17 protein-coding genes are annotated in these 24590 nt (G+C 71.6%); 10 read left to right on the top strand and 7 right to left on the bottom strand.

The annotated features are described in order from the left end of the window. Positions 1-19: 19 nt before the first annotated feature. On the top strand, positions 20-1645 hold the full coding sequence (locus OJ962_RS20575; RefSeq protein WP_202952599.1) for a gamma-glutamyltransferase family protein: 1626 nt from the start codon (positions 20-22) through the stop codon (positions 1643-1645). Here OJ962_RS20575 and OJ962_RS20570 read toward each other — a convergent pair. The 5 genes from OJ962_RS20570 to OJ962_RS20550 all read right to left on the bottom strand — a co-directional run bounded on the left by OJ962_RS20570 (position 1627) and on the right by OJ962_RS20550 (position 6745). Then, a complete protein-coding gene (locus tag OJ962_RS20570; RefSeq protein WP_202952598.1) occupies positions 1627-2496 on the bottom strand; it encodes a DUF559 domain-containing protein in 870 nt (289 codons plus the stop codon). The genes OJ962_RS20575 and OJ962_RS20570 overlap by 19 nt on opposite strands. An 82-nt stretch (positions 2497-2578) precedes the next feature. After that, positions 2579-2809, bottom strand: a complete 231-nt coding sequence (locus tag OJ962_RS20565) for a hypothetical protein (protein WP_202952597.1) — start codon at positions 2807-2809, stop codon at positions 2579-2581. Positions 2810-2838: 29 nt separating this feature from the next. Then, a complete protein-coding gene (locus tag OJ962_RS20560) occupies positions 2839-3984 on the bottom strand; it encodes an MFS transporter (protein WP_238931141.1) in 1146 nt (381 codons plus the stop codon). A gap of 58 nt (positions 3985-4042) precedes the next feature. Then, the gene (locus OJ962_RS20555; RefSeq protein WP_270006564.1) at positions 4043-6235 is read right to left on the bottom strand and encodes an ATP-dependent helicase; all 2193 of its coding nucleotides are present in this window, start codon (positions 6233-6235) and stop codon (positions 4043-4045) included. Positions 6236-6271: 36 nt separating this feature from the next. Next, positions 6272-6745 (bottom strand): prolipoprotein diacylglyceryl transferase, encoded by a 474-nt coding sequence (locus tag OJ962_RS20550; protein WP_202952595.1) that lies wholly within the window; start codon positions 6743-6745, stop codon positions 6272-6274. 45 nt (positions 6746-6790) lie between these two features. On the opposite strand from OJ962_RS20550, the gene OJ962_RS20545 reads away from it, so the two are divergent. Together OJ962_RS20545 and OJ962_RS20540 are read left to right on the top strand one after the other, a co-directional pair. Next, positions 6791-7672 carry a queuosine salvage family protein gene (locus OJ962_RS20545; RefSeq protein WP_202952594.1) on the top strand — a complete coding sequence of 294 codons (882 nt, stop codon included), beginning with the start codon at positions 6791-6793 and terminating at the stop codon, positions 7670-7672. A gap of 1 nt (position 7673) precedes the next feature. Next, positions 7674-8312 (top strand): TrmH family RNA methyltransferase, encoded by a 639-nt coding sequence (locus tag OJ962_RS20540; RefSeq protein ID WP_202952593.1) that lies wholly within the window; start codon positions 7674-7676, stop codon positions 8310-8312. Here OJ962_RS20540 and OJ962_RS20535 read toward each other — a convergent pair. Further along, complete coding sequence (locus OJ962_RS20535; RefSeq protein WP_202952592.1) at positions 8267-11128, bottom strand: M14 family zinc carboxypeptidase; 2862 nt, start codon at positions 11126-11128, stop codon at positions 8267-8269. The two genes, OJ962_RS20540 and OJ962_RS20535, sit on opposite strands and share 46 nt — an antisense overlap. 176 nt (positions 11129-11304) lie before the next feature. On the opposite strand from OJ962_RS20535, the gene OJ962_RS20530 reads away from it, so the two are divergent. The 7 genes from OJ962_RS20530 to aceB all read left to right on the top strand — a co-directional run bounded on the left by OJ962_RS20530 (position 11305) and on the right by aceB (position 23852). Continuing rightward, entirely contained in the window at positions 11305-13668 is a 2364-nt protein-coding gene (locus OJ962_RS20530; protein ID WP_270006563.1) for an Ig-like domain-containing protein, read from the top strand. After that, the gene (locus OJ962_RS20525; RefSeq protein ID WP_202952590.1) at positions 13668-16760 is read left to right on the top strand and encodes a M14 family zinc carboxypeptidase; all 3093 of its coding nucleotides are present in this window, start codon (positions 13668-13670) and stop codon (positions 16758-16760) included. The genes OJ962_RS20530 and OJ962_RS20525 overlap by 1 nt, the downstream gene beginning before the upstream one ends. Before the next feature lie 107 nt (positions 16761-16867). Next, complete coding sequence (locus tag OJ962_RS20520; RefSeq protein ID WP_202952589.1) at positions 16868-18538, top strand: L-lactate permease; 1671 nt, start codon at positions 16868-16870, stop codon at positions 18536-18538. After that, positions 18523-20043, top strand: a complete 1521-nt coding sequence (locus OJ962_RS20515) for an FAD-linked oxidase C-terminal domain-containing protein (protein WP_202952588.1) — start codon at positions 18523-18525, stop codon at positions 20041-20043. Before OJ962_RS20520 ends, OJ962_RS20515 begins: the two co-directional genes overlap by 16 nt. An 11-nt stretch (positions 20044-20054) precedes the next feature. Further along, a complete protein-coding gene (locus OJ962_RS20510) occupies positions 20055-21071 on the top strand; it encodes an FAD-binding oxidoreductase (protein ID WP_202952587.1) in 1017 nt (338 codons plus the stop codon). A gap of 1 nt (position 21072) precedes the next feature. Further along, positions 21073-22308: a (Fe-S)-binding protein gene (locus OJ962_RS20505; RefSeq protein WP_202952586.1), complete on the top strand. Its 1236-nt coding sequence runs from the start codon at positions 21073-21075 to the stop codon at positions 22306-22308. After that, positions 22305-23852 (top strand): malate synthase A, encoded by a 1548-nt coding sequence (aceB, locus tag OJ962_RS20500; protein ID WP_202952585.1) that lies wholly within the window; start codon positions 22305-22307, stop codon positions 23850-23852. Before OJ962_RS20505 ends, aceB begins: the two co-directional genes overlap by 4 nt. Here aceB and OJ962_RS20495 read toward each other — a convergent pair. Next, entirely contained in the window at positions 23834-24499 is a 666-nt protein-coding gene (locus tag OJ962_RS20495; RefSeq protein ID WP_202952584.1) for a hypothetical protein, read from the bottom strand. The two genes, aceB and OJ962_RS20495, sit on opposite strands and share 19 nt — an antisense overlap. Between the last annotated feature and the right edge of the window lie 91 nt (positions 24500-24590).

The raw sequence follows: 24590 nt of genomic DNA, 5'->3' as shown, positions 1-24590 counted from the left end.
CCAGGCTAGCGTTTCGCGCGTGTTCACCACACGGCCCGAGCTCTCCGGCACCTTCGGGATGGTCGCCTCGACGCACTGGCTCGCCAGCGCCGCCGGGATGGCCGTGCTCGAGCGCGGCGGGAACGCGTTCGACGCCGCCTGCGCCGCCGGATTTGCGCTGCAGGTCGTCGAGCCCCACATGAACGGGCCGGGCGGCGATCTGCCGATCCTGCTGTGGGACGGCACCCGCGTGCGCGTGGTCTGCGGGCAAGGGCCCGCGCCCGGGGCCGCGACGATCGACGCCTACCGCGAGCTCGGCTTCAGCCTGGTGCCGGGCATCGGGCCGTACGCGGCGTGCGTGCCGGGCGCGTTCGACGCCTGGTGCACGCTGCTGCGGGACTTCGGCTCCTGGGAGTTGGCGGACGTGCTCGCGTTCGCGATCGCCTACGCGCGCGACGGCTTCCCGGTCACGCCCGGGATCGTGGGCGCGATCGCGCGGATGGATCCGTCCTGGGAGGTCTCCGCGCGTGTCTGGCGGCCGGTCGACGGACGCCTGCGCAACCCGATGCTCGCGGAGACCTACGAGCGGCTCGCACGCGTCACGGGCCTGTCGCGGGAGGCGCGCATCGACGCCGCGCGCGACGCCTGGTACCGCGGCTGGGTGGCGGAGTCGCTGGCCGCCGGGTTCCTGACGGGTGACGACCTCGCGCGCTACGCGGCCACGATCGAGGAGCCGGTCGCGCGGCGCTTCGGCGCCTGGACGGTGTTCAAGACCGGCCCGTGGGGCCAGGGACCCGTGTTCCTGCAGCAGCTCGCGCTGCTCGACGGCGACCTCGGGCCGTTCCTGGGCATCGAGCACGTGCACCGCGTGATCGAGGGCGCCAAGCTCGCGTTCGCGGACCGGGACGCGTGGTACGGCGACAGCGCGCCGGTCCCGCTCGACCTGCTGCTGTCGGACGAGTACGCGCGCGAGCGCCGGGGACTGATCGGTGCTGACGCCTCGGGTGAGCTGCGGCCGGGCGGTCCGTCGCCGCGCTATCCATTCGTGCGGACGGGCGCGGTGGGCGACGCCGAGCCGACGCGCGGCGACACCTGCCACCTCGACGTCGCGGACCGCTTCGGCAACCTCGTCAGCGCGACGCCGAGCGGCGGCTGGCTCCAGTCCTCCCCGTGCATCGACGGCCTCGGCTTCGCGCTCGGCACGCGCGCGCAGATGTTCTGGCTCGAGGAAGGGCTGCCGTCTTCGCTGCGGCCGGGCGCGCGGCCGCGCACGACACTCTCGCCGAGCCTGGCCGTCCACGACGACGGCACCGTGCTCGCGTTCGGCACGCCCGGCGGCGACCAGCAGGACCAGTGGTCGCTCGAGTTTTTCCTGGCCCATGCCGTCTTCGGCCTGAACCTGCAGGCGGCGATCGACGCGCCGATGTTCCACACCGACCACTTCCCGAGCTCCTTCCACCCGCGCGAGGTCGCGCTGAAGGCGGTCACCGTCGAAGGGCGGCTGCCGGCGGAGACGGTGCGCGAGCTGGGGGCGCGCGGCCACGCCGTCGAAGTCACGGTTGACTGGTCCCAGGGCCGCCTCTCCGCGATCTCGCGCCGCCCCGACGGGCTGCTGCGCGCGGGAGCCAACCCGCGCGGGATGCAGGGTTACGCGGTCGGCCGCTGAGCGAAGAACGGCGCGAGCCGCGCGGGCGCGGTCGGCAGCTCCGGGCCGGTGAACCGCACGACCGTGTACCCCGCCGCGCGCAGGGTGCGGTCACGACCGGCGTCGCTGCGCCGGTCCTTCGGGCGCGTGTGGTTTCCGTCGACCTCCACGACGAGTTTGCGCTGCTCCCAGCGGAAGTCGATCTCGTAGCCGAGGTGCTCCGTGTTCACCAGCGGCGCGGGCTGATCCGCCATCAGCTCGAGGAAGCGGTCCTCCAGCGCGCTCTTGGTCCCCGCGCTGCCGGACTCGTAGAGGGCGAGGGCGCGGGCCAAGACGCCGGTGCCGGGATGGCCGTGCGCGCGGGCCCGCGCGCGCAGCGTGGCCTCGCGGTCGAAGACGCGCCGGAAAGCGGCCTGGTTGATGACGTAGGCGACCTGGTGCTCGGTGTGCGTCGCGCCGAGATCCACGAGCATCCGGGCGACGGTCGTCGCGGGGATGCCGTTGATGACGGTGAGGTCGCGCGGGTCGAGCCCGAGGCAGTGATGGAGGGTGATGCCTTCGACCGGGCGGTGACGGCGCGGGACGATGACGTGCGGGGCCTCGGCCGGCCAGCGCGAGAGACGCAACAGCTCAGCGAGGGAGAGGTGAGCCAGCGCCGCGCCCTCACCGCAGGCGAGCACGGCCGCCATCCACGCGGCTTCGGGGGACAGCTCGCCGCGCCCGTAGGAGTACACGCCGGGATAGCGGCGCGTCAGCGTCCCCCGCGCGACACGCTTGCTGATCGCGCTCGGCGTCAGGTGCAACTCGTCCCGGCACACGAGGTCGAGCCGGGGTGATGTACGAACGAGTCCTCTCGCGACCTGTTTGTTCATCACCCCCGATGATCAAGCGGCTTGCTGGCACGGATCAACACGCGTTTGTGCCAAAACGCGCCGCAAATCGCGCCAAGATTCGCTACGCGAAGGGGCGGTCCTTGCGCGCGTGACGGTTGACGCCCGCGAACAGGGTCAGCGCGATGCCGACGACGGTGGGGATCGCGCCCAGGACGGCGAGCGTGACGCCGATGCCGACCCAGTTGTGGTCGAGCAGGAGCGCGAGGACGATGCCGATGACGACGAGCGGCGCGCCGATCATGATGAACCGGCCGCCGCTGCCGGTGAGCTTGCGTTCGGTTCTGTTGGCCATGGGCTGAGCATTCCCGCTCAGCGCATTGCTCATGCAGGCGCCGGTCGCCGGACCGAAGTCGCGCGCAGCACGAGGAACGCCAACAGGCAGATCGCGGAGAGCACGAGGTAGGCGACCTCGTCGCCCGCGGACTCGCCGAGCCGCGCGCCGCCGATGTCGCCGATGCTCTGGCCGGTCGCCCACGTGAGGTTCATCAGCCCGAATGCGAGGCCCTGCTCGAGGCCCACGTGGTCGGCGCCGTCGGAGAGCATCGCCATCGCGGGCGCCCACAGCAGGCCGATCACGGGCGAGCCCAGCACGATCACGATCGCGAGCAGCAGCGCCGTGTCCGGCCACGGCAGGATCGCGAACGCAACCGCGCCCCCGAGCAGGCCGGCGAGCAGCGGGGCGATCCGGCCGCGGCGATCGCTGAAGCGGCCCGCGAGCGGGCTGACGATCGCCTCCAGGCCCGCGGCGACCAGCCAGGTGGCGCCGATCGCGGCCGAGACCGCGCCGAGCTCGTCCATCCGCAGCGGGCCGAGCACCGAGAGCGTGCCGAACAGCAGGCCGGGGATCGTCACCAGCAGCAGGCCCACGCGCACCTGGCCGTTGCGGAGCGCGCCGAACAGGCCGCGGAGCGAGCCGTCGCCGAGCGGCTTGGCGGCGGGCGTCCGCAGCGTCCACACCATCAGACCGACGCCGACCGCCCCGACCGTGCAGAACACGAGCGCGTACGACGTCAGGTCCGCCGCGACGCCGATCACCGGGCCGAAGAGCGCGCCCGCGATCGCCGCGCCCATCGCGGTGCCGATCATCTGGCCGCGCTGCTCCTTCGGCGCCGCGCCCGCGATCCAGGCCATCGCGCCCGCCCACGACGCCGCGCCGCCGACGCCCTGCACGAAGCGGGCGAGGTCCAGCAGCAGCACCGTGTTCGCGAACGCGAAGCCGACGCTGGCGACCGTCATCAGCGCCAGGCCGGCCAGCACCGTCGGCTTCACGCCCACGCGAGCGGCCATGTAGCCGCCGGGCAGGCCGCCGACGAACGTCCCGATCGGGTACGCGGCCGCCAGCACGCCCGCGCCGGTCTTCGACAGCCCGAACTCCTCCGTCAGGTCCGGCAGCAGCGGCGTGATCGCGGCGTAGAACGACGTGTCGACGAGGACGACGATCGAGGCGAGGAGCAGCAGGGCGCGCATGACGTCCGGCACCTTATGAGCCGGGAAGGCGGCTGTCGCTCCGGGTAACCCGTGTGTTTCAGCGCTTGCGGATCGGAGCCACGTCGGCCATCAGCGACCGGTCGCGGCCCTCGCCCTCGAAGCGCACGACGACGATCCCGCCCGGCTGCAGGTCGGTCACGACGCCGTCGCCGAGTTGCGCGTGGACGACGTCGTCGCCCACCTTGAACAGCTGGGCGTCATTCGTGTCCGCCGAATACTCCGCGGAGGCCGCCGCGGCCTGCGACCAGGACGCGACGCGGCCCGGCGTCGGAAACCCGCGCGAGATGCGGGCCGGCTGGTCGGTCAGCTCGCGCGGGAGCTCGTCCAGGAAGCGCGACTTGATCGTCGGCGTGGCCCCGCCGCCCCCGTAGCCCATGCGCCGCCGCGCGTAGGTGAGCGTGAGCTGGCGCATGGCACGGGTGACGCCGACGTACGCGAGCCGGCGCTCCTCCTCGAGGTTCGATTCCTCGATCGAGCGCGAGTGCGGGAACGTGCCGTCCTCCATGCCGATCATGAACACGATCGGGAACTCGAGCCCCTTCGCGTTGTGCATGGTCATCAACGTCACGAGGCCTTCGTCCTCGCGCAGGTTGTCCGAGTCGGCGAACAGCGACGTCTGCTGGAGGAACTCGTCCAGGCTGCCGTTCTCGGCGTTGACGTCGTACTGGGCGGCGGCGGACACCAGCTCCTGCAGGTTCTCGACGCGGCCCTGCGCCTCGATCGTGCGCTCGGCGTGCAGCGCGTCCAGGTAGCCGGACTCGTGCAGGACGGCGTCCAGCAGCTGCGCGACCGGGCCGTTCTCCTCCGCGCGGCGCTTGAGCGCGTTCATGGTGTCCATGAAGCGCCCGATCGCGTTGCGGGCGGGCTTGGCCAGGCCGGGCACCTCGCCCTCGGCCGCCTCCCATACGGAGATCCCCATGTTGTTGGCGTGCGCGAGCACGCGGCTCAGCGACGTCTGCCCGATCCCGCGCCGCGGCGAGTTCGCGATCCGCGTGAAGGCGGTCGCGTCCTGCGGGTTCACGAGGAACGTCAGGTACGCGATCGCGTCCTTGACCTCCGCCCGCTCGTAGAACTTCGGCCCGCCGATCACCTGGTAGGCGACCCCGGCGCGCGTGAGCATCTCGTCCAGCACGCGCGACTGCGCGTTGGTCCGGTAGAAGACCGCGATCTCCGAGCGCGACACGCCCTCGTCCACGAGCCGCTGGATCTCGGCCGTGACCCAGCGCGCCTCGGCGTGCTCGTCGGCCATCTCGCGCACCCGCACCGGATCTCCCTGCCCGAGGTCCGTCCACAGGTGCTTGGGCATCTGGCCGCGGTTGTTGGAGATCAGCGCGTTCGCGGCGTCCAGGATGGTCTGCGTCGAGCGGTAGTTCTGCTCGAGCTTGACGACGTGCGCGTCCGGATAGTCCTCCTCGAACTCGAGGATGTTCCGGATGTCGGCGGCGCGGAAGCCGTAGATCGACTGCGCGTCGTCACCCACCACGGCCAGGTTGCGGTGCTCGGACGTCAGCAGCTGCAACCACCGGTACTGGACCTTGTTGGTGTCCTGGTACTCGTCGACCATCACCCAGCGGAACTGGTTGGAGTACGCGTCCCGGACGTCCTGATGGCGCTCCAGCAGCCGCACCGAGTTCAGCAGCATGTCGTCGAAGTCCATCGCGTTCATCCGCAACAGCTCGCGGTCGTAGTCGGCGTAGATCTCGGCGACGATCTCCTCGAACGGCGAGCCGACGGTCTCGGCGTACTGCTCCGCGGTGACCAGCGTGTTCTTGGCCCGGCTGATCTGGGACTGCATCGCACGCGGCGTGTAGCGCTTGGTGTCGTACCCGCGGTTGTCCAGGCACTGCTTCATCAGCCGCCGCTGGTCGGCGGAGTCGTAGATCGTGAACTGGCGCGTGAAGCCGAGCTTGTCGGCGTGCGCGCGCAGCATGCGGGCACACGCGGCGTGGAACGTCATCACCCACATGGCGCGGGTGGCGCGGCCGACCAGCAGCTCGACGCGCTCGCGCATCTCCGCCGCGGCCTTGTTGGTGAAGGTGATCGCGAGGATCTCGCCCGGGCGCGCCTGCCCCGTACGCAGCAGGTACGCGATCCGGTGCGTGATCACGCGCGTCTTGCCCGAGCCGGCGCCGGCGAGGATGAGCATCGGCCCCTCGCCGTGCGTGACGGCGTCCCGCTGCGGCGGGTTCAGTCCTTCCAGCAGGTGATCGATGGCGGCGTCGGCGGGCACGGCGTCCCATGGACGCTAGCGCTCCCCGAGGACGGCTCAGCGCTCGAACTCGATGCCCGGGCCCTGGCCCGGGTCGTCGGGGCCCGCCTGCGGGTCGAACGTGACCTCGGACGAGTGCACCTCGTCGGCCTCCCCCGGCTCGGCGCTCGCGCGCAGCGCCTCGCGGTCCCGGGGCGCGGCGAGCGTGCCCTCGTCGGTGCGCTCGAGGTCGGAGAGGTCCTTGGCCACCGTGTCGGCGTCGTCCTCGTCGACGGCCGTGGCGGGGTCGTCGAGGTCGAAGCCGTCCGCGGCCAGCTCGGGCTCGGGCGCGTTCTCGGCGTTCTCGATCAACTGCTGCTCGGCCAGCTCGAAGCCTTCCGCCTGGCCGCCGCCGGCCTCCTCGACGGCCTGCATCGCGGGGTCGTCGGCCTGCGCCAACGTGGCCGGGTCTTCGGGGCCGATGACGACGTAGTCGGTCTCCTGGTCGCCGTAGGGCCGGTCCAGCTGGTCTCCGTGACGTGGGTCTGTCATCACCGGGCGCTACCCCGCCGCGCGGACGGCTAGGGTCGGCCGGGCATGACGCTGACCGACGAGATCCGCGCCAAGGCCGCATGGGTCGCGGAGCAGGCCACCCACGTGCGCATCCACGAGGACGCGATCACCGACTACGCGCGCGAGCTGCCCGCCGTCTCGCCGCCCGCGCCGGACCTCAACGGCGAGGCCGACGACGAGCTGCGGGCCGCGTTCAGCCTCCAGCTCAACGCCATCAACTTCGGCAGCGGCTGGTTTCCGACGCTCAACAAGCCGCCCGGGCTCTCCGGCTTCCGAACCGTCGAGAACGGGCTGCGCGGGCACGGCCCGTGGACGATCGAGGCGCTCAAGCACGTCACCCGCGAGGAGATCGCCCAGGCGCTCGGCCAGGCCGCCGACCACCCGCTGATGGCGCTGTTCGAGCGCAGCCTGCGCGAGCTCGGCCAGCGCGTCGGGGACTCGTTCTGCGTGTTCGCCCGCTCCGGCACCGCGGAGGAGCTCGCGACCGAGCTCTCCACCTGGCCCACCTGGTACGACATCTCGCCCTACAAGGGTAAGGCGATCCCGCTCTACAAGCGGGCGCAGATCGCCGCCGCCGACCTCGCGCTGCAGGGCCTGGCCGACGGGCGCGACCTGCACCGCCTGACGCTGTTCGCCGACAACCTCGTCCCCCACGTGCTGCGCCTGGACGGCATCCTCGGCTTCGACGACGACCTCGTGGCCCGCATCGACGCCGAGCAGTTGATCGAGCACGACTCGCCGGAGGAGGTCGAGATCCGGGCGTGCGCGCTGCACGCCGTCGAGCTGCTCGTCGCCGCGCACGGGAGCACGACGGCGACCGCGGTCGACAACGCGCTCTGGAACCGCGGCGCCGGCGCCCGCTACAAGGCCCGCCCGCGCCACCGCGCCCGCACCACCGCCTATTGAGATGGACGTCCGGCTCGAGGGCTTCCACGCGCTCAAGCACGCGCTGCGCTTCGGCGCCGAGATCGTCAGCGTGACCGGCGACGCGGCCGAGATCGAGCGGATGCGGGCCCTGCTGGCGCCGGACCTCACGCTCCCGCCCATCGAGCCGGGCGAGGAGATCGTCACGGTCGCGCGGCGTCCCGCGTACGCGCTCGCCGCCGCGCTGCAGCGCTCCGGCCCCGTGATCTACCTCGAGGAGCCGCGTCACCTCGGCAACCTCGGCGCCGCCATCCGCGTCGCGGCCGCCGCGGACGCCGCCGCCGTGCTCTCCACCGCCGACCCGTGGCAGCCGGGCGCGATCCGCGGCGCCGCCGGCCTCCAGTTCGCGCTCCCCGTCCTGCAAACCGCCACCCCGCCGCACACCGACCGCCCGCTGATCGCGATCGACCCCGAGGGCGAGGAGCGCCGCGTCCCACGCTACGCCGTCCTCGCCTTCGGCTCCGAGCGCCACGGCCTGTCGCCCGAGCTGAAGGCCTCGGCCGACGCGCTGGTACGGATCCCCATGCGCGCCGGCGTCTCCAGCCTCAACCTCGCGACCGCCGTGGCCGCGACCCTCTACGGACTGGTGGTCGACAACGTGAACGTCACCGTGCGCGAGTAGGTCCCCGTCCGCAGCGGGTCCGTCCGCTTGATCCGCTGCCGGAACGTGACGTCCACCGACTCGTTCGACACCGGCCCGGTCCACGCCGCCTTCGAGAACGAGACCCGCAGCGGCTCGGCCAGCGTGAACGCGCCGTTGGTCATGTGCCCCGGCTGCGACACGCTCAGCGCCGCGTCACCCGCGGTCGAGATCACCTTCGCGGTCGTGCCGGCCTCGTAGTCCTCCTCGACCCCCGGCACGAACGGCGGGAACGTGGCCGCGGCGCCCAGCGACAGCGACAGCGTGGCCGGCACCGTCCCGCTCACGACGCCCGTGGCCAGCGCCTCGGACACGACGTCCGGCCCGGCCGCGCTCCAGTTCAGCGCCGCGGCCAGCATCGGCCACTCACGCTCGGGGATCGCCCGGTACAGCGGGTTCATGGCGAACACGGCCTGGCGCGAGGTCCCGGCCGTGTTGAGCCCGTGCGCGATCACGGCCGAGCCCGGCGCGCTGAGCGACTGGGCGTCGTCCGGCCACAGCCCCGCGGCCAGGAAGTCGCTCTCCGGCAGCGAGCCGTCGACCGCCCACGAGGACGGCATCGACGTGAACCACACCGGCGGGTCCACGATCGCCGTGTCGCGCGCGGGATAGGCGCCCGTGATCGGCGAGAACGGCGCCCGCACCCAGTTGATGATGCCCGAGCGTCCGTTGCCCGACCGGTTCGCGGTCGTGAGCCCGGCGACCTCGCCGGCGCTCGCCAGGAACGCGCCCGCGCTGGTGCCGCCGCCCACATAGCCGCCGCCACGAGCGAAGAAGGCCGACAGGCGCGTGCGCGCGACCGCGTTCGCCGTCCCGGTCGGCCACGTCCCCGAGTTGAAGATCGTGTCGTAGCCCGCCAGCGGATCGACGGCACCGTTGAGCGCCGCCGTCCCGACAGCGTCGGCCACGTAACCCAGGCGCTCGAGCGCCCACGTCTCCTGGTTGGGCGCGGCCGTCATGACCGCGATCCGCGGCACGCGCGTGATCTGCTCCAGCGCGCCCAGCGAGGAGGCGGTGGCCCGCACCAGGCGCACCTCGTTCGCCGCCGCGGCCGCCACCAGCGCGTCCGGCTCGCCGCGGAACGCGACGCGCCCGTCCCCGGTGCGATACCCGCCCACGCCCGCCGCGAGCGTGGCGTTGAGCGTCCGGATCGCCGACGGCGAGTTGACCGTCAGCACCGTCATCTCCCCGCTCCCGCTCACGCCCGAGCCGGCCGGCACCGGCGCGGTGATCTTCGTCGACGCGGGCGAGAAGGACGCGCCCGCCGGGATCGTGACCGTGTCCGCGCCCCATAGGTAGCCGAGGCTCCACGCCGTCGGCGGCGCGTACACGCGCGAGATGCGCGCCGAGATGTCCGTGCCGACCGACAGCGCCGTGTGCGCCATCCCGCGCCGTGCCTGCTTCATCGGCACCACGTACGAGCCGGCGGCGAACGTCTGCCCGCCGAACGACGCGGCCGCGTTCAGCGTGTGCACCTCGACCTGGTTCTCGAGCAGCCAGCGCACGAGCCGGTTGGCCTCGGCGTCGGACCGCTGCCCCGCTCCGACCGGGATCACGAACGCGGTCGGGTACTCGACCATCCAGTTGTGGTCGGTGTCGAACGGCGCCGGACAGCACTCCGGTCGCGCGGCGCCGGCCACGCCGCGGCGCGCGACCTCCAAGGTGTCCCGCAACAGGGCGACACGCTCGTCGGCCAGGTGGCGCAGCGTCGTGTCGATCATGATCTCGCCCTGACGGCGGGCGCCGAGCCGCCCGCCGCACGCCTCGGTCTGGCACGTCTCGAAGGTGGACGCGTCCAGGCCCGTGACCTCGCCGTAGATGGCGGAGAAGTGCGGCGCCTGGTCGTCGAGCCCCTCCGCCACGTCCGGCCCGGGCGTCTCACCGTTCGGGCAGACGCCGCTCGCGGGCGGCTGGCCGGTCGAGCACCAGTCGTTGATCGGTCGCTGCAGCTGGAAGCCGGCGGCGTTGAACGCGGCCTCCGTGCGGTCCAGCCGCAGCTGGTTCCACTTCAGGAAGAGGTCGTACTCGACCGCCTCGCTGTGCGGCTTGGTCGGCCCGCCGAGCATCGCGGGCGTGAAGTAGCCGTGCAGGTCGACGAAGATCGGCGCGCTCCACTCGCGCATCACGCGCGTGGAGACCTGCATCTCGGGCTGCGACTGGATCAGGTAGTCGCGGTTCATGTCGAACCCGTCGGCGTTCGCGCGCGTGCCGGCGACGCGCCCGTCCGGGTTGATGTTCACGAGTGCGCCGACGATCGTGTGGTCGAGGATCCGGTCCACGACCGGGTCGGTGCCGCGCGGCGTCGTCGCCAGCCGCTCGAGCTGCATCAGGACCGCGTCGGTGCCCTGGAACTCGTTGCCGTGGATGGAGCCCTGGAACAGCGCGGGCGCCTTCACCGCGTCGCCCGCGGCCGCCAGCTTCGCCAGCGACGCCGCCGGGTCGCTCAGCTGCGTCGCCCGGATGGCCTTGTAGTTGTCCGACGCCGTCCGCTGCGCCTCGGTCTCACGCGCATCGATGGTGGCCAGATACAGCGGCCGGCCCTGCACCGAGCGCCCGACCTCCTCGACCTTCATGCGCCCGTTGGACGCCGCGGCAATCTTGTCCAGCGTGCACCCGATCGCGTACGCCGGGATGTGCGGAAATGAACCGGCCGGATCGCCGGCCCGCGTCCCGTCCGGCAGCGCGGCCGCCGCGTCCGGCTCCACCGTCCCGCACCACGGCGGCGCCACGATCTGCGCCCCCGCCTCGCCGGCCGTGCACGCCAGCACCGCCAGCGCGCACCCCAGCGCGCGGCGCATTGCCCTTCCCCCCATCACATGCCCCTCTCACCTTGTGGCCCCGTTGAGCTTCCTCAACGCCGAAAACCCGGCGCAATCGGCTCTGGTCCGACATTATCCGCCAGTCGCATCACGTGCAGTTGGAGGAGCTGCGCACGGATATGGAGGGCTGTTAGTTGAGGAGTGGGTTCCTACCCGTGCTCGTCGCCGCGGGGGTACTGTGCTCGGCACAGAGCGCCTTCGCCGCCGCGACGCTCACGGTCGACGACGACAAGGCCGACTGCCCGGCCGCCGGCTTCACGTCGGTGCAGGCCGCGGTCGACGCGGCGGCAGACGGTGACACGATCGTGATCTGCCAGGGCAAGTACGTCGAAGGCAACGGCGCGCCCGGCACCAACGCCGTCACGATCCAGAAGAACAACCTGACGCTCAAAGGCGCGGGCGCCCACCTGGTGAGCATCAGCCCGAAGGCGTCGGGCGTGAACTTCGGCAGCATCCTCGAGCCGTCGCCCGACGTCCGCAACGGCGTCGGGGACATCATCGCGGTCGTCGGCACGCCGACGCGCCCGCTGACCGCGAACATCTCGGGCGTCACCGTCAACGGCTACGACCCGGCCGGCCGCCCCGTCGCGGTCGAGGCGGGCATCGCGTTCGTCGACGCCAAGGGCTCGGTCAAGCGCAGCCACGTCACGAACGTCGTCACCTCGGAGGGCGACAACGCGTACCAGCTGCCCGGCGGCTGGCGCGGCCCGCAGCCCGGCATCGGGATCGTCCAGACCTCGCGCGCGCTGCTCGCGCCCGTGGATGGCTCCCGCAGGCTCGAGATCGACCGCACCCGCATCGACAAGTACAACCGCATCGGCGTCCTGATCGACGGCGCGCAGAACGACTTCGCGCCGTTCACCAGCTCCGGCGTGCCGAACTGGGGCGTGATCACGTCCAGCCAGATCGTCGGCCGCACGCTGTGCGTCAACTACGCCGGCACCGGCGCGTGCGCGAACCCGGGCCAGGTCCGCACCGGCCCGACGTTCGGGCAGGACGGCCTGCGCGTGACCGCCGGCGCCTACGCGACCGTCGACAGCTCGCTGATCTCGCAGAATCTCGTCCACGGCGAGTTCGCGGCGGTCCGAAGCACGACGACCCCGGCCAGCTTCGGGCAGAACCCGCAGCCCGCGCGGTTCAACCCGAGCACGACCAACAACCAGAACCTGGTGCTGGGCTCGGGCGTGCGCTACGCCGGCGCCCGCCTCACGCAGTGGACGGACGCCACGGGCCGCGTGATCGACTCCAGCGTCTCGCGCTCGAACATCGTCGACAACTCGTTCGGGGCGCTCAACGTGGCCAACGACGGCACGACGACGCGCACGGGCAACGTCAACGCGAACGAGTTCCAGGACGCCGGCCAGCTGCTCAAGGCCGAGAACAACTGGTGGGGCGTGCGCAACATTCACACGGAGCGCGTGACGCCGCCGCCGGCGATCATCCCCGCCGCGAACATCCCGGTCGAGACCGTCAACCCGCCCGCGCCGGAGAACCCCGTGAACGGCACGTCGGTGACCGAGGCCGCGACCGGCGGTGCCACGTCGAACTCGGTCGACTTCTTCCCGTACCGCAGCGGCCCGCAGTCCGACCCCGCGTCGGGCGCCTGGCCGGTGCTGGCCGCGCCGATCCCGGTGCTCGATCGCGGCCCGACCGGCGCCGCCCTGAGCGCGCCGGCTTCCGCGCAGCGCGGCACGACGATCACGCTCACCGCGGCCGGTGAGGACGACTTCGCGCTCAAGCGCGTGCGCTTCGCCGACGGCGGCGCGACCATCGGGACGGCCACGCAGGCGCCGTACTCGGTGCAGGCGACGATTCCCGCCGACGCCGCGTGCGACAGCACCCGCACCTACAGCGCGGTCGTGATGGACAACGCGGGCCAGACGGCGTCGGCCTCCGCCACCGTCGCGGTCACGTGCCCGGCGCCGAACCCGAACCCGGGTCCGGCCGCGCCCACGATCGCGTTCGCGAACGCGCCGGCGACGCTCTCGTCGCGCACCCGCATCGCTTTCACGCCGACCGCGGCCGCCGGCGTCAAGCAGGTCGAGCTGTTCCTCGGCGACCGCCGCGTGTGCACGCTCACCAGCGCGCCGTTCGACGCGTGCGAGGTCACGCCCACCGGCGCGGACGTCGGTCGCCAGGCGCTGCGCGTGGTGGTGACCGACCTGGCCGGCTCCACCGCCCAGGCCACGGTGAACGTCACGGTCGCGAAGTTCGCGACGTCCGTCACGCTCAAGGTCAAGAAGTCGAGCGTCCGGGGCGGCAAGACCAAGCGCACGATCAACGGCACGCTCAAGGTCCCGGCCAACGTGACCAAGGCCCAGGCCTGCTCGGGCAAGGTCACGATCACGATCAAGCGCAACGGCCGCTCGGTCCTCAACCAGGCCGTCAACGTGTCGCGCAACTGCACGTTCTCGCGCTCGGTGACGGCCGCCCGCAAGGGTCAGTCCTTCAGCGTGAGCGCCAAGTACGCCGGCAACGCCGTCCTACGCTCCGCGAGCGAGTCCCGGAGGTTCTCCTGATGTTGGCCCGTAAGGCCTGGCGCGCGGCGCTGGCGGTCGCGGCGGCGGCGTTGCTCGCCCCGGCCGTCGCGCAGGCGCAAGCCGAAGACCCGCTGGCGACGTGTCCCACGACGCACAGCATCGACACGAGCATCCCGACCTGGGAGCAGCACTTCACGGAGCGGCCGAACAAGGACGCCGTGCTGCCGCTGGGCTGGGGCGCCGCCGGCGCCGGTGGCGGGGCGCCCGCCTTCGGCAGTGGGGCGAACGGCCCGATCGGCCGCAACCTCACGAGCGTCATCTACGACTACTGGGACCGTCTCGTCGAGGCAACCGCCCACAACCCGCGCGTGCGGATCATCAAGAAGCACGTGGGTACGGCCGCGAGCGGCCAGCGCGAAATCTACTTCTACGTGCTGGGCACGCCGAAGAACATCGCCGAGCTCGACGGGCCGAACGGCCAGGCCGCGTTCTGGCGCGGTGTGCGCGCCGGCACCATCCCCGAGGAGGTCGGCCTGGAGGCAGCGGTCAACAAGCCCGCGTTCGCCTGGATCACGGCGACCCCGCACGGCGGCGAGTCGGCCGCGGGCGAGTCGATCACCCGCCAGGCGTACGAGCTGGCCTCGCGCACGGACTGCGAGAACCTGGACCGGCTCGAGAAGCTGACGTTCTTCCTGCAGCCCGTGCGCAACCCGGACGGCCGCGACGCCGTCCAGCGCTTCACCACGTGGGGCTTTGACCCCAACCGCGACTTCGGCACGCAGAACCAGGAGGAGAACAGGGTCTTCGTCCCGCAGATGAACGAGTACCCGGGCGTGTTCTTCATCGACGCCCACCAGACGACGAACGACTACTTCTTCCCGCCCAACGAGGATCCCGTCCACCACGAGATCTCCAACTTCGCGCTGGACTTCATCCAGAACCGGATCGGGCCGGCGCTGCAGGACGCGTTCAACGCCCAGTCGATCGCGTACCGCAACTTCAGCCAGTACGACCTCTTCACACCCGAGTACGGCGACACCGTGCCGTCCCTGATCATGGGCGCGGCCGGCATGACCTACGAGAAGGGCAACCGCGAGGCCTACAGCAAGCAGGTCTATGACCACTACGTCGCGATCGACACCACGATCAAGGCGACGGTCGAGGACAAGGTCGGCGTCACGTCCGGCTGGGTGAAGCAGTGGTCGGAGGCCGTCGGCCAGGGCCAGCGCTGCGAGCTGCAGCCGAACAAGCTCGTCAGCCCGCTGCACGACAAGATCAAGCAGCAGCCCGACCCCGACTACAAGGTCTGTGGCTACTTCTTCAAGCCCGATCAGCACACGGGCGACATGGCGGCGATGATCGACCTGCTGCAGAAGACGGGCGTGCGCGTGTGGCGCCTGAACACTCCGGTCGCCGTCAACGGCTACCACGAGTACGGCACGGGCAACGTCTCCAAGGTTCCCGGCGCCGACGCGCTGGGCACCAACCGGCCGATCACGGTCGACGGCGTGACGCTCCCCGCGGGGACGCTCTACATCCCGCTCGAGCAGGGCATGAAGCACTGGGTCCAGGCGCTGCTGGGCGAGAACCCGTTCATCCCGTACGACTACTACTACGACGTCGTCACGTGGTCGTACCCGCTGCAGCGCGGGCTCGCGGGCTCCGGCTTCCTCACGCAGCCGCTGTCGCCCGGCGTGCAGATGTCGGAGATCTTCTCCACCGACTACGGCACCGTAACCGGCGCCGGCTCGCCCGTGTACGCGTTCAACACCGACTCGGCGCGCGGGCTCGCACTCGCGATCGACCTCCTCGACCAGGGCGTCAACGTCTCGCGCGCGGTGCAGTCGTTCGTGGCCGGCGGGAAGACGTTCTTCAGCGGCGCGGCGTTCGTCGACGGCCAGTCGCTGCGCAACGCCGGCGTCGACCTCGCCACCCTGGCCGCGAAGCGCGAGACGCCCGTGACCGGCCTGCAGGACTACCCGGCGCCGCGCAAGCAGCTCACGCGGCCCAAGATCGGCCTCTACACCGGCGGCACGAGCGTCCCGTCGAACCCGATCGACACCGGCAACGGGACGCGCTACTGCGGTTCCAGCGCGTTCTGCATCGCGCGGCACGACCTCGGCGTCAAGCTCGGCCTCCCGAACAGCGTGATCGTGCCGGTCACCTCGACGGACCTCACCAACGACGTGTTGACGACCGGTGGCTTCACCGCGTTCATCAACCCCGGCTCGAGCATCGCGGTGACGGCGCAGGGCCGCGGGCTGACGCCGGCCGGCCAGAACCTGCAGAAGTGGGTCAACGCCGGCGGCAACTACATCGGCGTCAACGACGCCGGCGCGAGCGCCGCCCGCGGCATCGATGCGACGGACGTCGCGACGATCACCGAGGACGACCTGCCGGCGCTCGAGTTCCTGCTCACGCCGGGCTCGACGTTCGACGCGCAGTTCGACGTCACCAACCCGGTCGCCTGGGGCTTCGACCTCGGCGGCTGGATCTACCGCGACTCGAGCACGAACTCGGTGTTCGTGACCGAGTCGGTCCCGGCGACCGACACGGTCGTCGTCCGCTACAAGCGCACGCCGGACGAGAAGTACGGCTGGGAGGCGAACGCCCAGCTGCTGACCAACCGGCCGGCCGTCGTGGACTCGCCCGCCGGGCAGGGCCGCGCCGTGCTGATCGGGTTCAACCCGTTCTTCCGCTCCTGGAAGGAGCAGGACGAGCGGCTGGCGCTCAACGCGGCGCTGTACCCGAAGGGCGCGACGATGCCGCCCGCCCCGGCATCGGCGCAGACCGCCGAGGCGCCGCCGGCGGCGACCGAAATCAAGGCCGCCACCGTCGCGCCGAAGGCCGCCGGGACGGGCACGGCGGTTCGCAAGCCCACCCGCTCGGACCGGGACGTCAAGGTCCAGGTCAAGCGCAAGGACGGCGCGAAGCTCAAGCTGGCCGTCAAGCGGACCCGCCTGAGCAAGGCGATCCGCAAGAAGATCAGCTACCGGACGACGCGCACGACGGTCACGCTCGTGATCAAGGGCGTCCGCACGTCCAACGAGCACGCCCGTGAGCAGTGGACGGGCGAGCTGCGCAACCAGCTCGACCGCCGCAAGGTCAAGCCGATCTACGCGCTGCTGTAGATCCGTGTCGGCCACGCCCCCGGAGCCCGGCGCTCCGGGGGCGCGTGCCACCCGCGCGAGCTGGGTAGGGGGACGTTCGCCAGGGAACTCGCGGGAGGAGCGGCGGCGTGTACAAGCAGGTGTTGGACCCGGTGGGCGGCTCGCTGGCGGCCAGTGCGCTCGTGGCGATGCTCCCGCTCGCGACGCTGTTCGTCCTGCTCGGCGGCCTCAAGCTCAAGGCGCACATCGCGGGCCTGGCCGCGCTGGTGGTGGCGATGATCCTCGCGATCGCCGTCTGGGGCATGCCGTTCGGCACCACCGTCGCGGTCGCGACCGAGGGTGCCGCGTTCGGCCTGTTCCCGATCATCTGGATCATCTGGAACGCGATCTGGATCTACAACATGACCGTCGAGACCGGTCACTTCGCGGTGCTGCGGCGGTCCTTCGGGTCGATCTCCGACGACCAGCGGATCCAGGCGATCATCATCGCGTTCTGCTTCGGCGCGCTGCTGGAGGCGCTCGCGGGGTTCGGGACGCCGGTGGCGATCACGGCCGTGATGCTGATCGCGGTCGGCTTCTCCCCCATGAAGGCGGCGGCGATCGCGCTGGTGGCGAACACGGCGCCGGTGGCGTTCGGCGCGATCGCGACCCCGATCGTGACGCTGGCCGAGCTGACCGACATCCCGAAGGAGGACCTGGGCGCGATGGTCGGCCGCCAGACGCCGCTGCTGGCGCTGTTCGTGCCGCTGATCCTGGTCGGGATGGTCGACGGGTGGCGCGGCGTACGCGCGGTGTGGCCGGCGGCGCTCGTCGGCGGCGTCACGTTCGCGGTCGGACAGTTCGTGTCCTCGAACTTCATCAGCGTCGAGCTCACCGACATCATCGGCGCGCTGCTGTCGGTCGGCGCGATGGTGCTGTTCCTGCGCGTGTGGCAGCCCGGCGACCCGCTGCTGGTCGAGGAAGGCGGTGGCGGGCGGCCAGCGATGGCGGGCGCGGCTGAGCACGACGCGGCGCACGAGGCCGCGGTGCGCCGGCGCGAGGGCCACGGCAAGGACTCGACCGCCGACATCGTCAAGGCCTACGCGCCGTACCTGATCATCATCGTCGTGTTCGCGATCGCCCAGTGGGGGCCGATCAAGGACTTCCTGGCCAAGGGCGCGACCGAGTTCACCTGGCCGGGAACCGGTGACATCCAGACCGCCGAGGGTGAGGCGCCGAGCGCCACCACGTACAAGTTCGGCTGGCTCGCGGCCGCCGGCACGCTGCTGCTGGTCAGCGGCCTGATCACCATGGCGGTGCTGAAGGTCAAGCCGGGCGCGGCGCTGCGGGCCTACGGCGCCATGCTCAACCAGCTCAAGTGGGCGACGCTGACCGTGATGGCGGTGCTCGCCCTCGCCTACGTAATGAACCTGAGCGCGCAGACGCTGTCGATCGGCAACTGGATCGCGGGCGCGGGCGGTGTTCTCGCGTTCCTGAGCGCGATCATCGGCTGGATCGGCGTGGCTGTGACCGGGTCGGACACCTCGGCCAACTCGCTGTTCGGCGTGCTGCAGGTGACGGCCGCCAAGGAGGCCGGGCTGGACCCGACGCTGCTCGCCTCCGCCAACTCGTCCGGCGGCGTGCTCGGGAAGATGATCTCGCCCCAGAACCTCGCGATCGGCGCGGCGGCGGTGGGGCTCGACGGCGAGGAGGGCGAGCTCTTCCGCCGTGTGGTGGGATGGAGCCTCGCGCTCCTGCTCATCATGTGCGTGCTCGTATATCTGCAATCCACGGCGGTGTTGTCATGGATGGTCGTGTAGAGGCTTCACCCGTCGGCCCGGCCCGGGTCGAGGACGCGCCGAGCGAGGCGCCGCGGGACATCTCCGGGCTCGTGCGCGAGCTGCGCGGGGTCGTCGGCGACGAGTGGGTGTACACGGCCGAGCACCAGTTGCGCACCTACGAGTCCGACGGGTTGCTGCAGTACCACGCGACGCCCGCGTGCGCGGTGCTGCCGGGCACCGCCGAGGAGGTCCAGGCGATCGTGCGCTCGTGCGCGCGCGAGCAGGTCGCGTGGGTCGCCCGCGGCGCGGGCAGCGGGCTCAGCGGCGGCGCGCTGCCGATCGAGAACGGCGTGCTGATCGTGCTCACGCGCATGAAGCGCATCCTCGAGATCGACCTCGACAACGGGCGCGTGTGCGTCGAGCCGGGCGTGACGAACGCGAACGTGAGCGCGGCGGTCGGGCCGGGGTTCTTCTACCCGCCGGACCCGTCCTCGCAGATCGTGTGCTCGATCGGCGGCAACGTCGCCGAGAACTCCGGCGGCGCGCACTGCTTCAAGTACGGCTTCACGACCAACTACGTCACCGGGCTCGAGCTCGTGCTGGCCGACGGGACGATGATGGTCATCGGCGGCTACGAGCTCGACCCGCCCGGCTACGACCTGCTCGGCGCGTTCGTGGGCAGCGAGGGGACGCTGGGCGTGGCGACGAAGATCTGGCTGCGCGTCGTGCCGTCCCCGGAGACGGTCAAGACGCTCGTGGCGTTCTTCGACTCCACGCACGCCGCGGGCGAGGCGGTGTCGCGGATCGTGCAGGGCGGGGTCGTGCCAGGCGCGATCGAGATGATGGACGCGCGCACGATCGAGGCGTCCGAGCAGATGGCGCACGCGGGCTATCCGGTCGGGCGTGCGGCCGCGTTGCTGGTCGAGCTCGACGGCTCGGTGCAGGAGTGCGAGGCGCGCTTCGACGAGGTGGTCGGCATCTGCGAGCAATGCGGGTCCGACGACGTGCGCGTGGCGCGTGACGAGGCCGAGCGCGCGCTGTTCTGGAAGACGCGCAAGGCCGCGTTCCCGGCCATGGGCCGCATCTCCCCGAACTACTTCGTGCAGGACGGCGTGATCCCGCGCACCAAGCTGCCGGAGGTGCTCGAGCGGATCGAGCAGCTCGGAGAGGAGTACGGGCTGATCGTGGCCAACGTCTTCCACGCCGGCGACGGCAACCTGCACCCGCTCGTGTGCTACGACGGGCGGGTCGAGGGCGAGGCACAGAAGGCCGAGGAGCTGTCGGGCCTCATCCTGGACGCCTGCCTGGACGCGGGCGGGTCGATCACCGGCGAGCACGGCGTCGGCGTCGACAAGAAGAAGCACATGCCGAAGATGTTCGCCGAGGAGGACCTGGACGCGTTCCAGCGCCTGCGCTGCGCGTTCGATCCCGCCGGGCTGGCGAACCCGGGCAAGGTGATGCCGACGCCGCGGCTGTGCGGCGAGGTGCCGGGCCCGTACCGCGTGCATCCGCTCGAAGCGGCCGGATTGGCGGAGCGGTTTTGAGGCCGTCATCGGTGCAAGAGGCGGCGCGGCTGCTCAAGGGCTTCGAGAAGCCGGTGCGGCCCGTGGGCGGTGCCACGAAGCCGTGGCTGCCGGCCCGCGAGGAGGAGCCGCTGGAGACGGGCGGCCTGGACCGGGTGCTCGAGCACAACGTCGGCGACTTCACGGCCGTGCTGGAGGCGGGCGTGCCGTTCGCGGACGCGCAGAAGGCCTTCGCCGAGCACGGGCAGCGGCTGGCCTGGGACCCGCCGGATCCGGGCGGCGCGACGATCGGCGGGATCGTGGCGAGCGCCGACTCCGGGCCGCTGCGCCACCGGTACGGCGGCGTGCGGGATCTGGTCGTGGGCATCAACGTCGTGCTGTCGGACGGCACGATCGCCAAGGCCGGCGGCAAGGTGATCAAGAACGTCGCGGGCTACGATCTGGCGAAGCTGTTCGCGGGCTCGATGGGGACGCTCGGGCTGATCGCCGCGGTGAGCGTTCGCCTGCATCCGCTTCCCGACCAGACGGCGACGGTCGTGATCGAGCACACCAACCCGGACCACCTGCTCGAAGAGGTGCTCAAGCTCGCCCGGCGGCCGCTGGAAGCGGACAAGTTCGACGTCGTGTGGACGGGCGGGCACGGCCGCATCCTGATGGAGTTCAGCGGCGCCTCGGCGCTCGACCAGGCGGGGCAGGTCGGCAACGTGCGCGACGTGGACTGGGACGACGTGCGCGGGATGCAGCGCGGCGAGGTCGTCATCAAGGTCTCCGGCCGCCCGACGGACCTGCCGAAGGTCATCCGCGCCGCCGACGACCACGGCGGGACGGTCGTCTCGCGCGCCGCGCTCGGCCTGTCGTGGATCGCGCTCCAGAACGCGGAGGGCGTCGCGGGCATTCGTGCGGCGCTCGGGCCGCGCAACTGCGTCGTGCTCGACGGCGTGTCCGAGGCGGCCGAGCCGGCGCCCGGGCAGGAGGTCATGGAACGGTTGAAGGCTCGCTTCGACCCGGCGCGGATCTTCCGGCCGGGCGTCTACGTGGGAGGGATCTGACTTGAGCGCCGCATGGGATACCGAGCGCCCCGCGCCCGAGATGGACCTCATCCGCGACTGCGTGCACTGCGGGTTCTGCCTGCCGACGTGCCCGAGCTACGCCGTCTTCGAGGAGGAGATGGACTCGCCGCGCGGGCGCATCCTGCTGATGCGCGTCGGGCACGAGGAGGGCGAGGAGATCTCGCCCGAGATGGTCACGCACTTCGACCGCTGCCTGGGCTGCATGGCGTGCGTGACGGCGTGCCCGTCCGGCGTCCAGTACGACAAGCTGATCGAGCGCGTGCGGCCGCAGATCGAGCACTCGCAGGCGCGCTCGTGGAAGGAGCGCGCGTACCGGCGCGCGATCTTCGAGCTGTTCACGCACCCCGGGCGGCTGCGCGCGCTCGTGCCGGGCTCGGCGATCGCGCCTCGGCTCGCGCCGCTGATCCCGAACGACCGGCTGCGCTCGCTGCTGTCGCTGGCGCCGCCCGCGCCGCCGTCGGCCGTGTTCCGGCAGCTGCCGAAGGTGCGTGGGACGAAGGCGCCGGCCAAGCGCGGGACGGTCGCGTTCATGCAGGGCTGCATCCAGCGCGTGTTCTTCGGCGACGTCAACGCCGCCACCGTCAACGTGCTGTCCGCCGAGGGCTGGGAGGTCCACTCCCCCCGCTCTCCGCGCTGCTGTGGCGCGCTGCCGATGCACGCCGGCGTCGACGAGGAGGCGATCCCGCTCGCCGAGGCCACGATCGCCGCCTACGAGGGCTTCGACAAGATCGTGACCAACGTCGCCGGCTGCGGGTCGGTGATGAAGGACTACGGGCACATCCTCGACAGCGACCGCGCACGCGAGTTCAGCGCGAAGGTCGTCGACGTGCACGAGCTGCTGACCTCCGAGGAGCCGCAGGCCGTGCGCAAGCCGATCGAGCTGCGCGCCGCCTACCACGACGCCTGCCACCTCGCACACGCCCAGGGCGTGCGCGTGCCACCGCGCGAGCTGCTGCGCGGCATCCCGGGCCTGGAGCTGCTCGAGCCGCAGGAGTGGGAGCTGTGCTGCGGCTCGGCGGGCATCTACAACCTGCTCCAGCCCAACGCCGCCGCCGAGCTGGGTGAGCGCAAGGCGAAGAACCTCAAGGCCACCGGCGCCGACGCGATCGCCGCCGCCAACCCGGGGTGCGCGCTGCAGATCGCCAAGCACCTCGACCTGCCCATCTATCACCCGATGACCCTGCTGGACATGTCCCTGCGAGGAGTGAAGCCGTGAGCAACGTGAAGGCCGCCGCACCGCCGTCCGAAGCCGCCGCGCAGATCCTGACCGACGAGGCGCTCGCCTTCGTGGGCGAGCTGCAACAGCGCTTCGGTGCCCGCCGCGCCGAGCTGCTGGCGGCGCGCAAGCAGCGCGGCAAGCCGTCCGGATTCCTCGAGGAGACGCGCGAGATCCGCGAGGGCGACTGGCAGGTCCCGCCGCCCCGGCCCGACTACCAGGACCGGCGCGCTGAGATCACCGGCCCGACCGACCGCAAGCTCGTCATCAACGCGCTCAACAGCGGCGCGAAGGGCTTCATGGCCGACTTCGAGGACGCGAACTCGCCGACCTGGCAGAACCAGGTCGAGGGGCACCTCAACCTGATCGACGCCATCGAGGGCACGATCACCTACGACTCCTCCGAGGGCAAGCACTACGAGCTCGTCGACAACCCGGCGACGCTGCTGGTGCGCCCGCGCGGCTGGCATCTGCCGGAGAAGCACATAACCGTGGACGGCGAGCCCGTCGCGGGCGCCTTCATGGACTTCGGCCTGTATGCCTTCCACTGCGGCCAGCGGCTCGCGTCCAAGGACCGCGGGCTCTACCTGTACCTGCCGAAGATGGAGCACCACCAGGAGGCGGCGCTCTGGAACGACGTCTTCACGTTCACGCGAGAGGCGCTCTCGCTGCCGCCCGGGCTGATCCGCGCCACCGTGCTGATCGAGACGCTGCCCGCCGCGTTCCAGATGGCGGAGATCATCCACGCGCTCGGCGAGCACTCCTACGGCCTCAACGCCGGCCGCTGGGACTACATCTTCTCGATGATCAAGGTCTTCCGCGACGACCCGGACTTCGTACTGCCGGACCGCAACGACGTGAAGATGACCGTCCCGTTCATGAAGGCCTACACCGAGCTGCTCGTGCGCACCTGCCACGAGCACGGCGCGTTCGCGATGGGCGGCATGGCGGCGCTGATCCCGTCACGCAAGGACAAGGAAGCCAACGAGCGCGCGATCGAGGCCGTCAAGGCCGACAAGGAGCGCGAGGCCAAGGCCGGCTTCGACGGCACCTGGGTCGCGCACCCCGACGTGGTCGAGGTGGCGCTGACGGCGTTCAACGACGTGCTCGGCAACCGCCCGAACCAGATCGACAAGCAACGCTTCGACGTCGAGGTCACGCCCGAGCAACTGCTCGACGCCGCCTCCACCCCGGGCGAGATCACCGAGGAAGGGCTGCGCTCGGACGTCAACGTCGGCTTCCAGTACATCTCGTACTGGCTCGGCGGGCGCGGCGCCGCCGGCATCAACAACCTGATGGAGGACGCCGCCACCGCCGAGATCTCCCGCTCGCAGATCTGGCAGTGGGTCAAGCACGGCAAGTTCGAGCGCGACCACGTCCGCAAGGTGCTCGACGAGGAGATGGAAAAGATCCGCGCCGAGGTCGGCGACGAGGTGTGGGAGAAGGGCCGGCCGGAGGAGACCAAGCGCATCTTCGAGCAGGTCGCGCTGTCCGACGAGTTCCCGGACTTCCTCACGCTGCCGGCCTACGAGTACATCGACTGATCAGGTGCTCGGGTCGCGGGAGCGGACCCGAGTACAGCAGGTCCCGCGGGTCGTCGTGACGTGCGCGTCTCCTCGCGCACGCGGGCGAACCCGTCCCTCCTCTCGTAGGCCGCCGCGGGCCGGGGCAGCTTGGCCACGGTGACCGTCGGCGCGCCGCTCGCGCCGCGCATCCAGCGCGGCTGGACGTTGCCGATCGTCTGGGTCCCGAACCAGCCGTTGACGGCGTCGATGGTCGCGACGATCGCGGCGGCGTGGCCGGGCGTCTCGGTCTGGTCGGCCGCGAGGGCGTAGACCGCGCGAAACGAGCGTGCCGGCCCGGGCAGGCGAGGCGGCTCGGCCCACCGGATCGACGTCGTGAACATCCCCACGGTGACGAGCCGGCGCACGGTCCCGCGCCGGCCCGGCCCCGCGATGACGGTGAGCGGCAGCCGTCGCGTGCGCATGCCGGTGCAGCGCAGCGGCAGCGTGTAGCGCCCCGGCCGGACCGTGCGGGAGAGCCTGAACCGGAACGCGACGCGGTCAGCGCCGGTCGTGCCGGCCGCGCCGTCGCGGCTTCGGACCTGCAGCGAGCACTGCTCGACCGTGGCGTCCAGGCGGACGACGACCTGCACCGCGGCGCCCGCCCTCACGCGCTTGGGCGCGCGCACCGAGAGCAGCCCGGCGGCTGACGCGGAGGCGGGCAGCGTGCCCCAGGGCGACGACCAGCGCCGCGACGATGAGTCCTTTCAGCGCGGCGCA

The organism is Solirubrobacter deserti, from assembly GCF_027587175.1.
Taxonomy (GTDB): Bacteria; Actinomycetota; Thermoleophilia; order Solirubrobacterales; family Solirubrobacteraceae; genus Solirubrobacter; species Solirubrobacter deserti.
The sequence above is the reverse complement of the archived record's forward strand: the minus strand, read 5'-3'. Positions and strand labels throughout refer to the sequence as shown.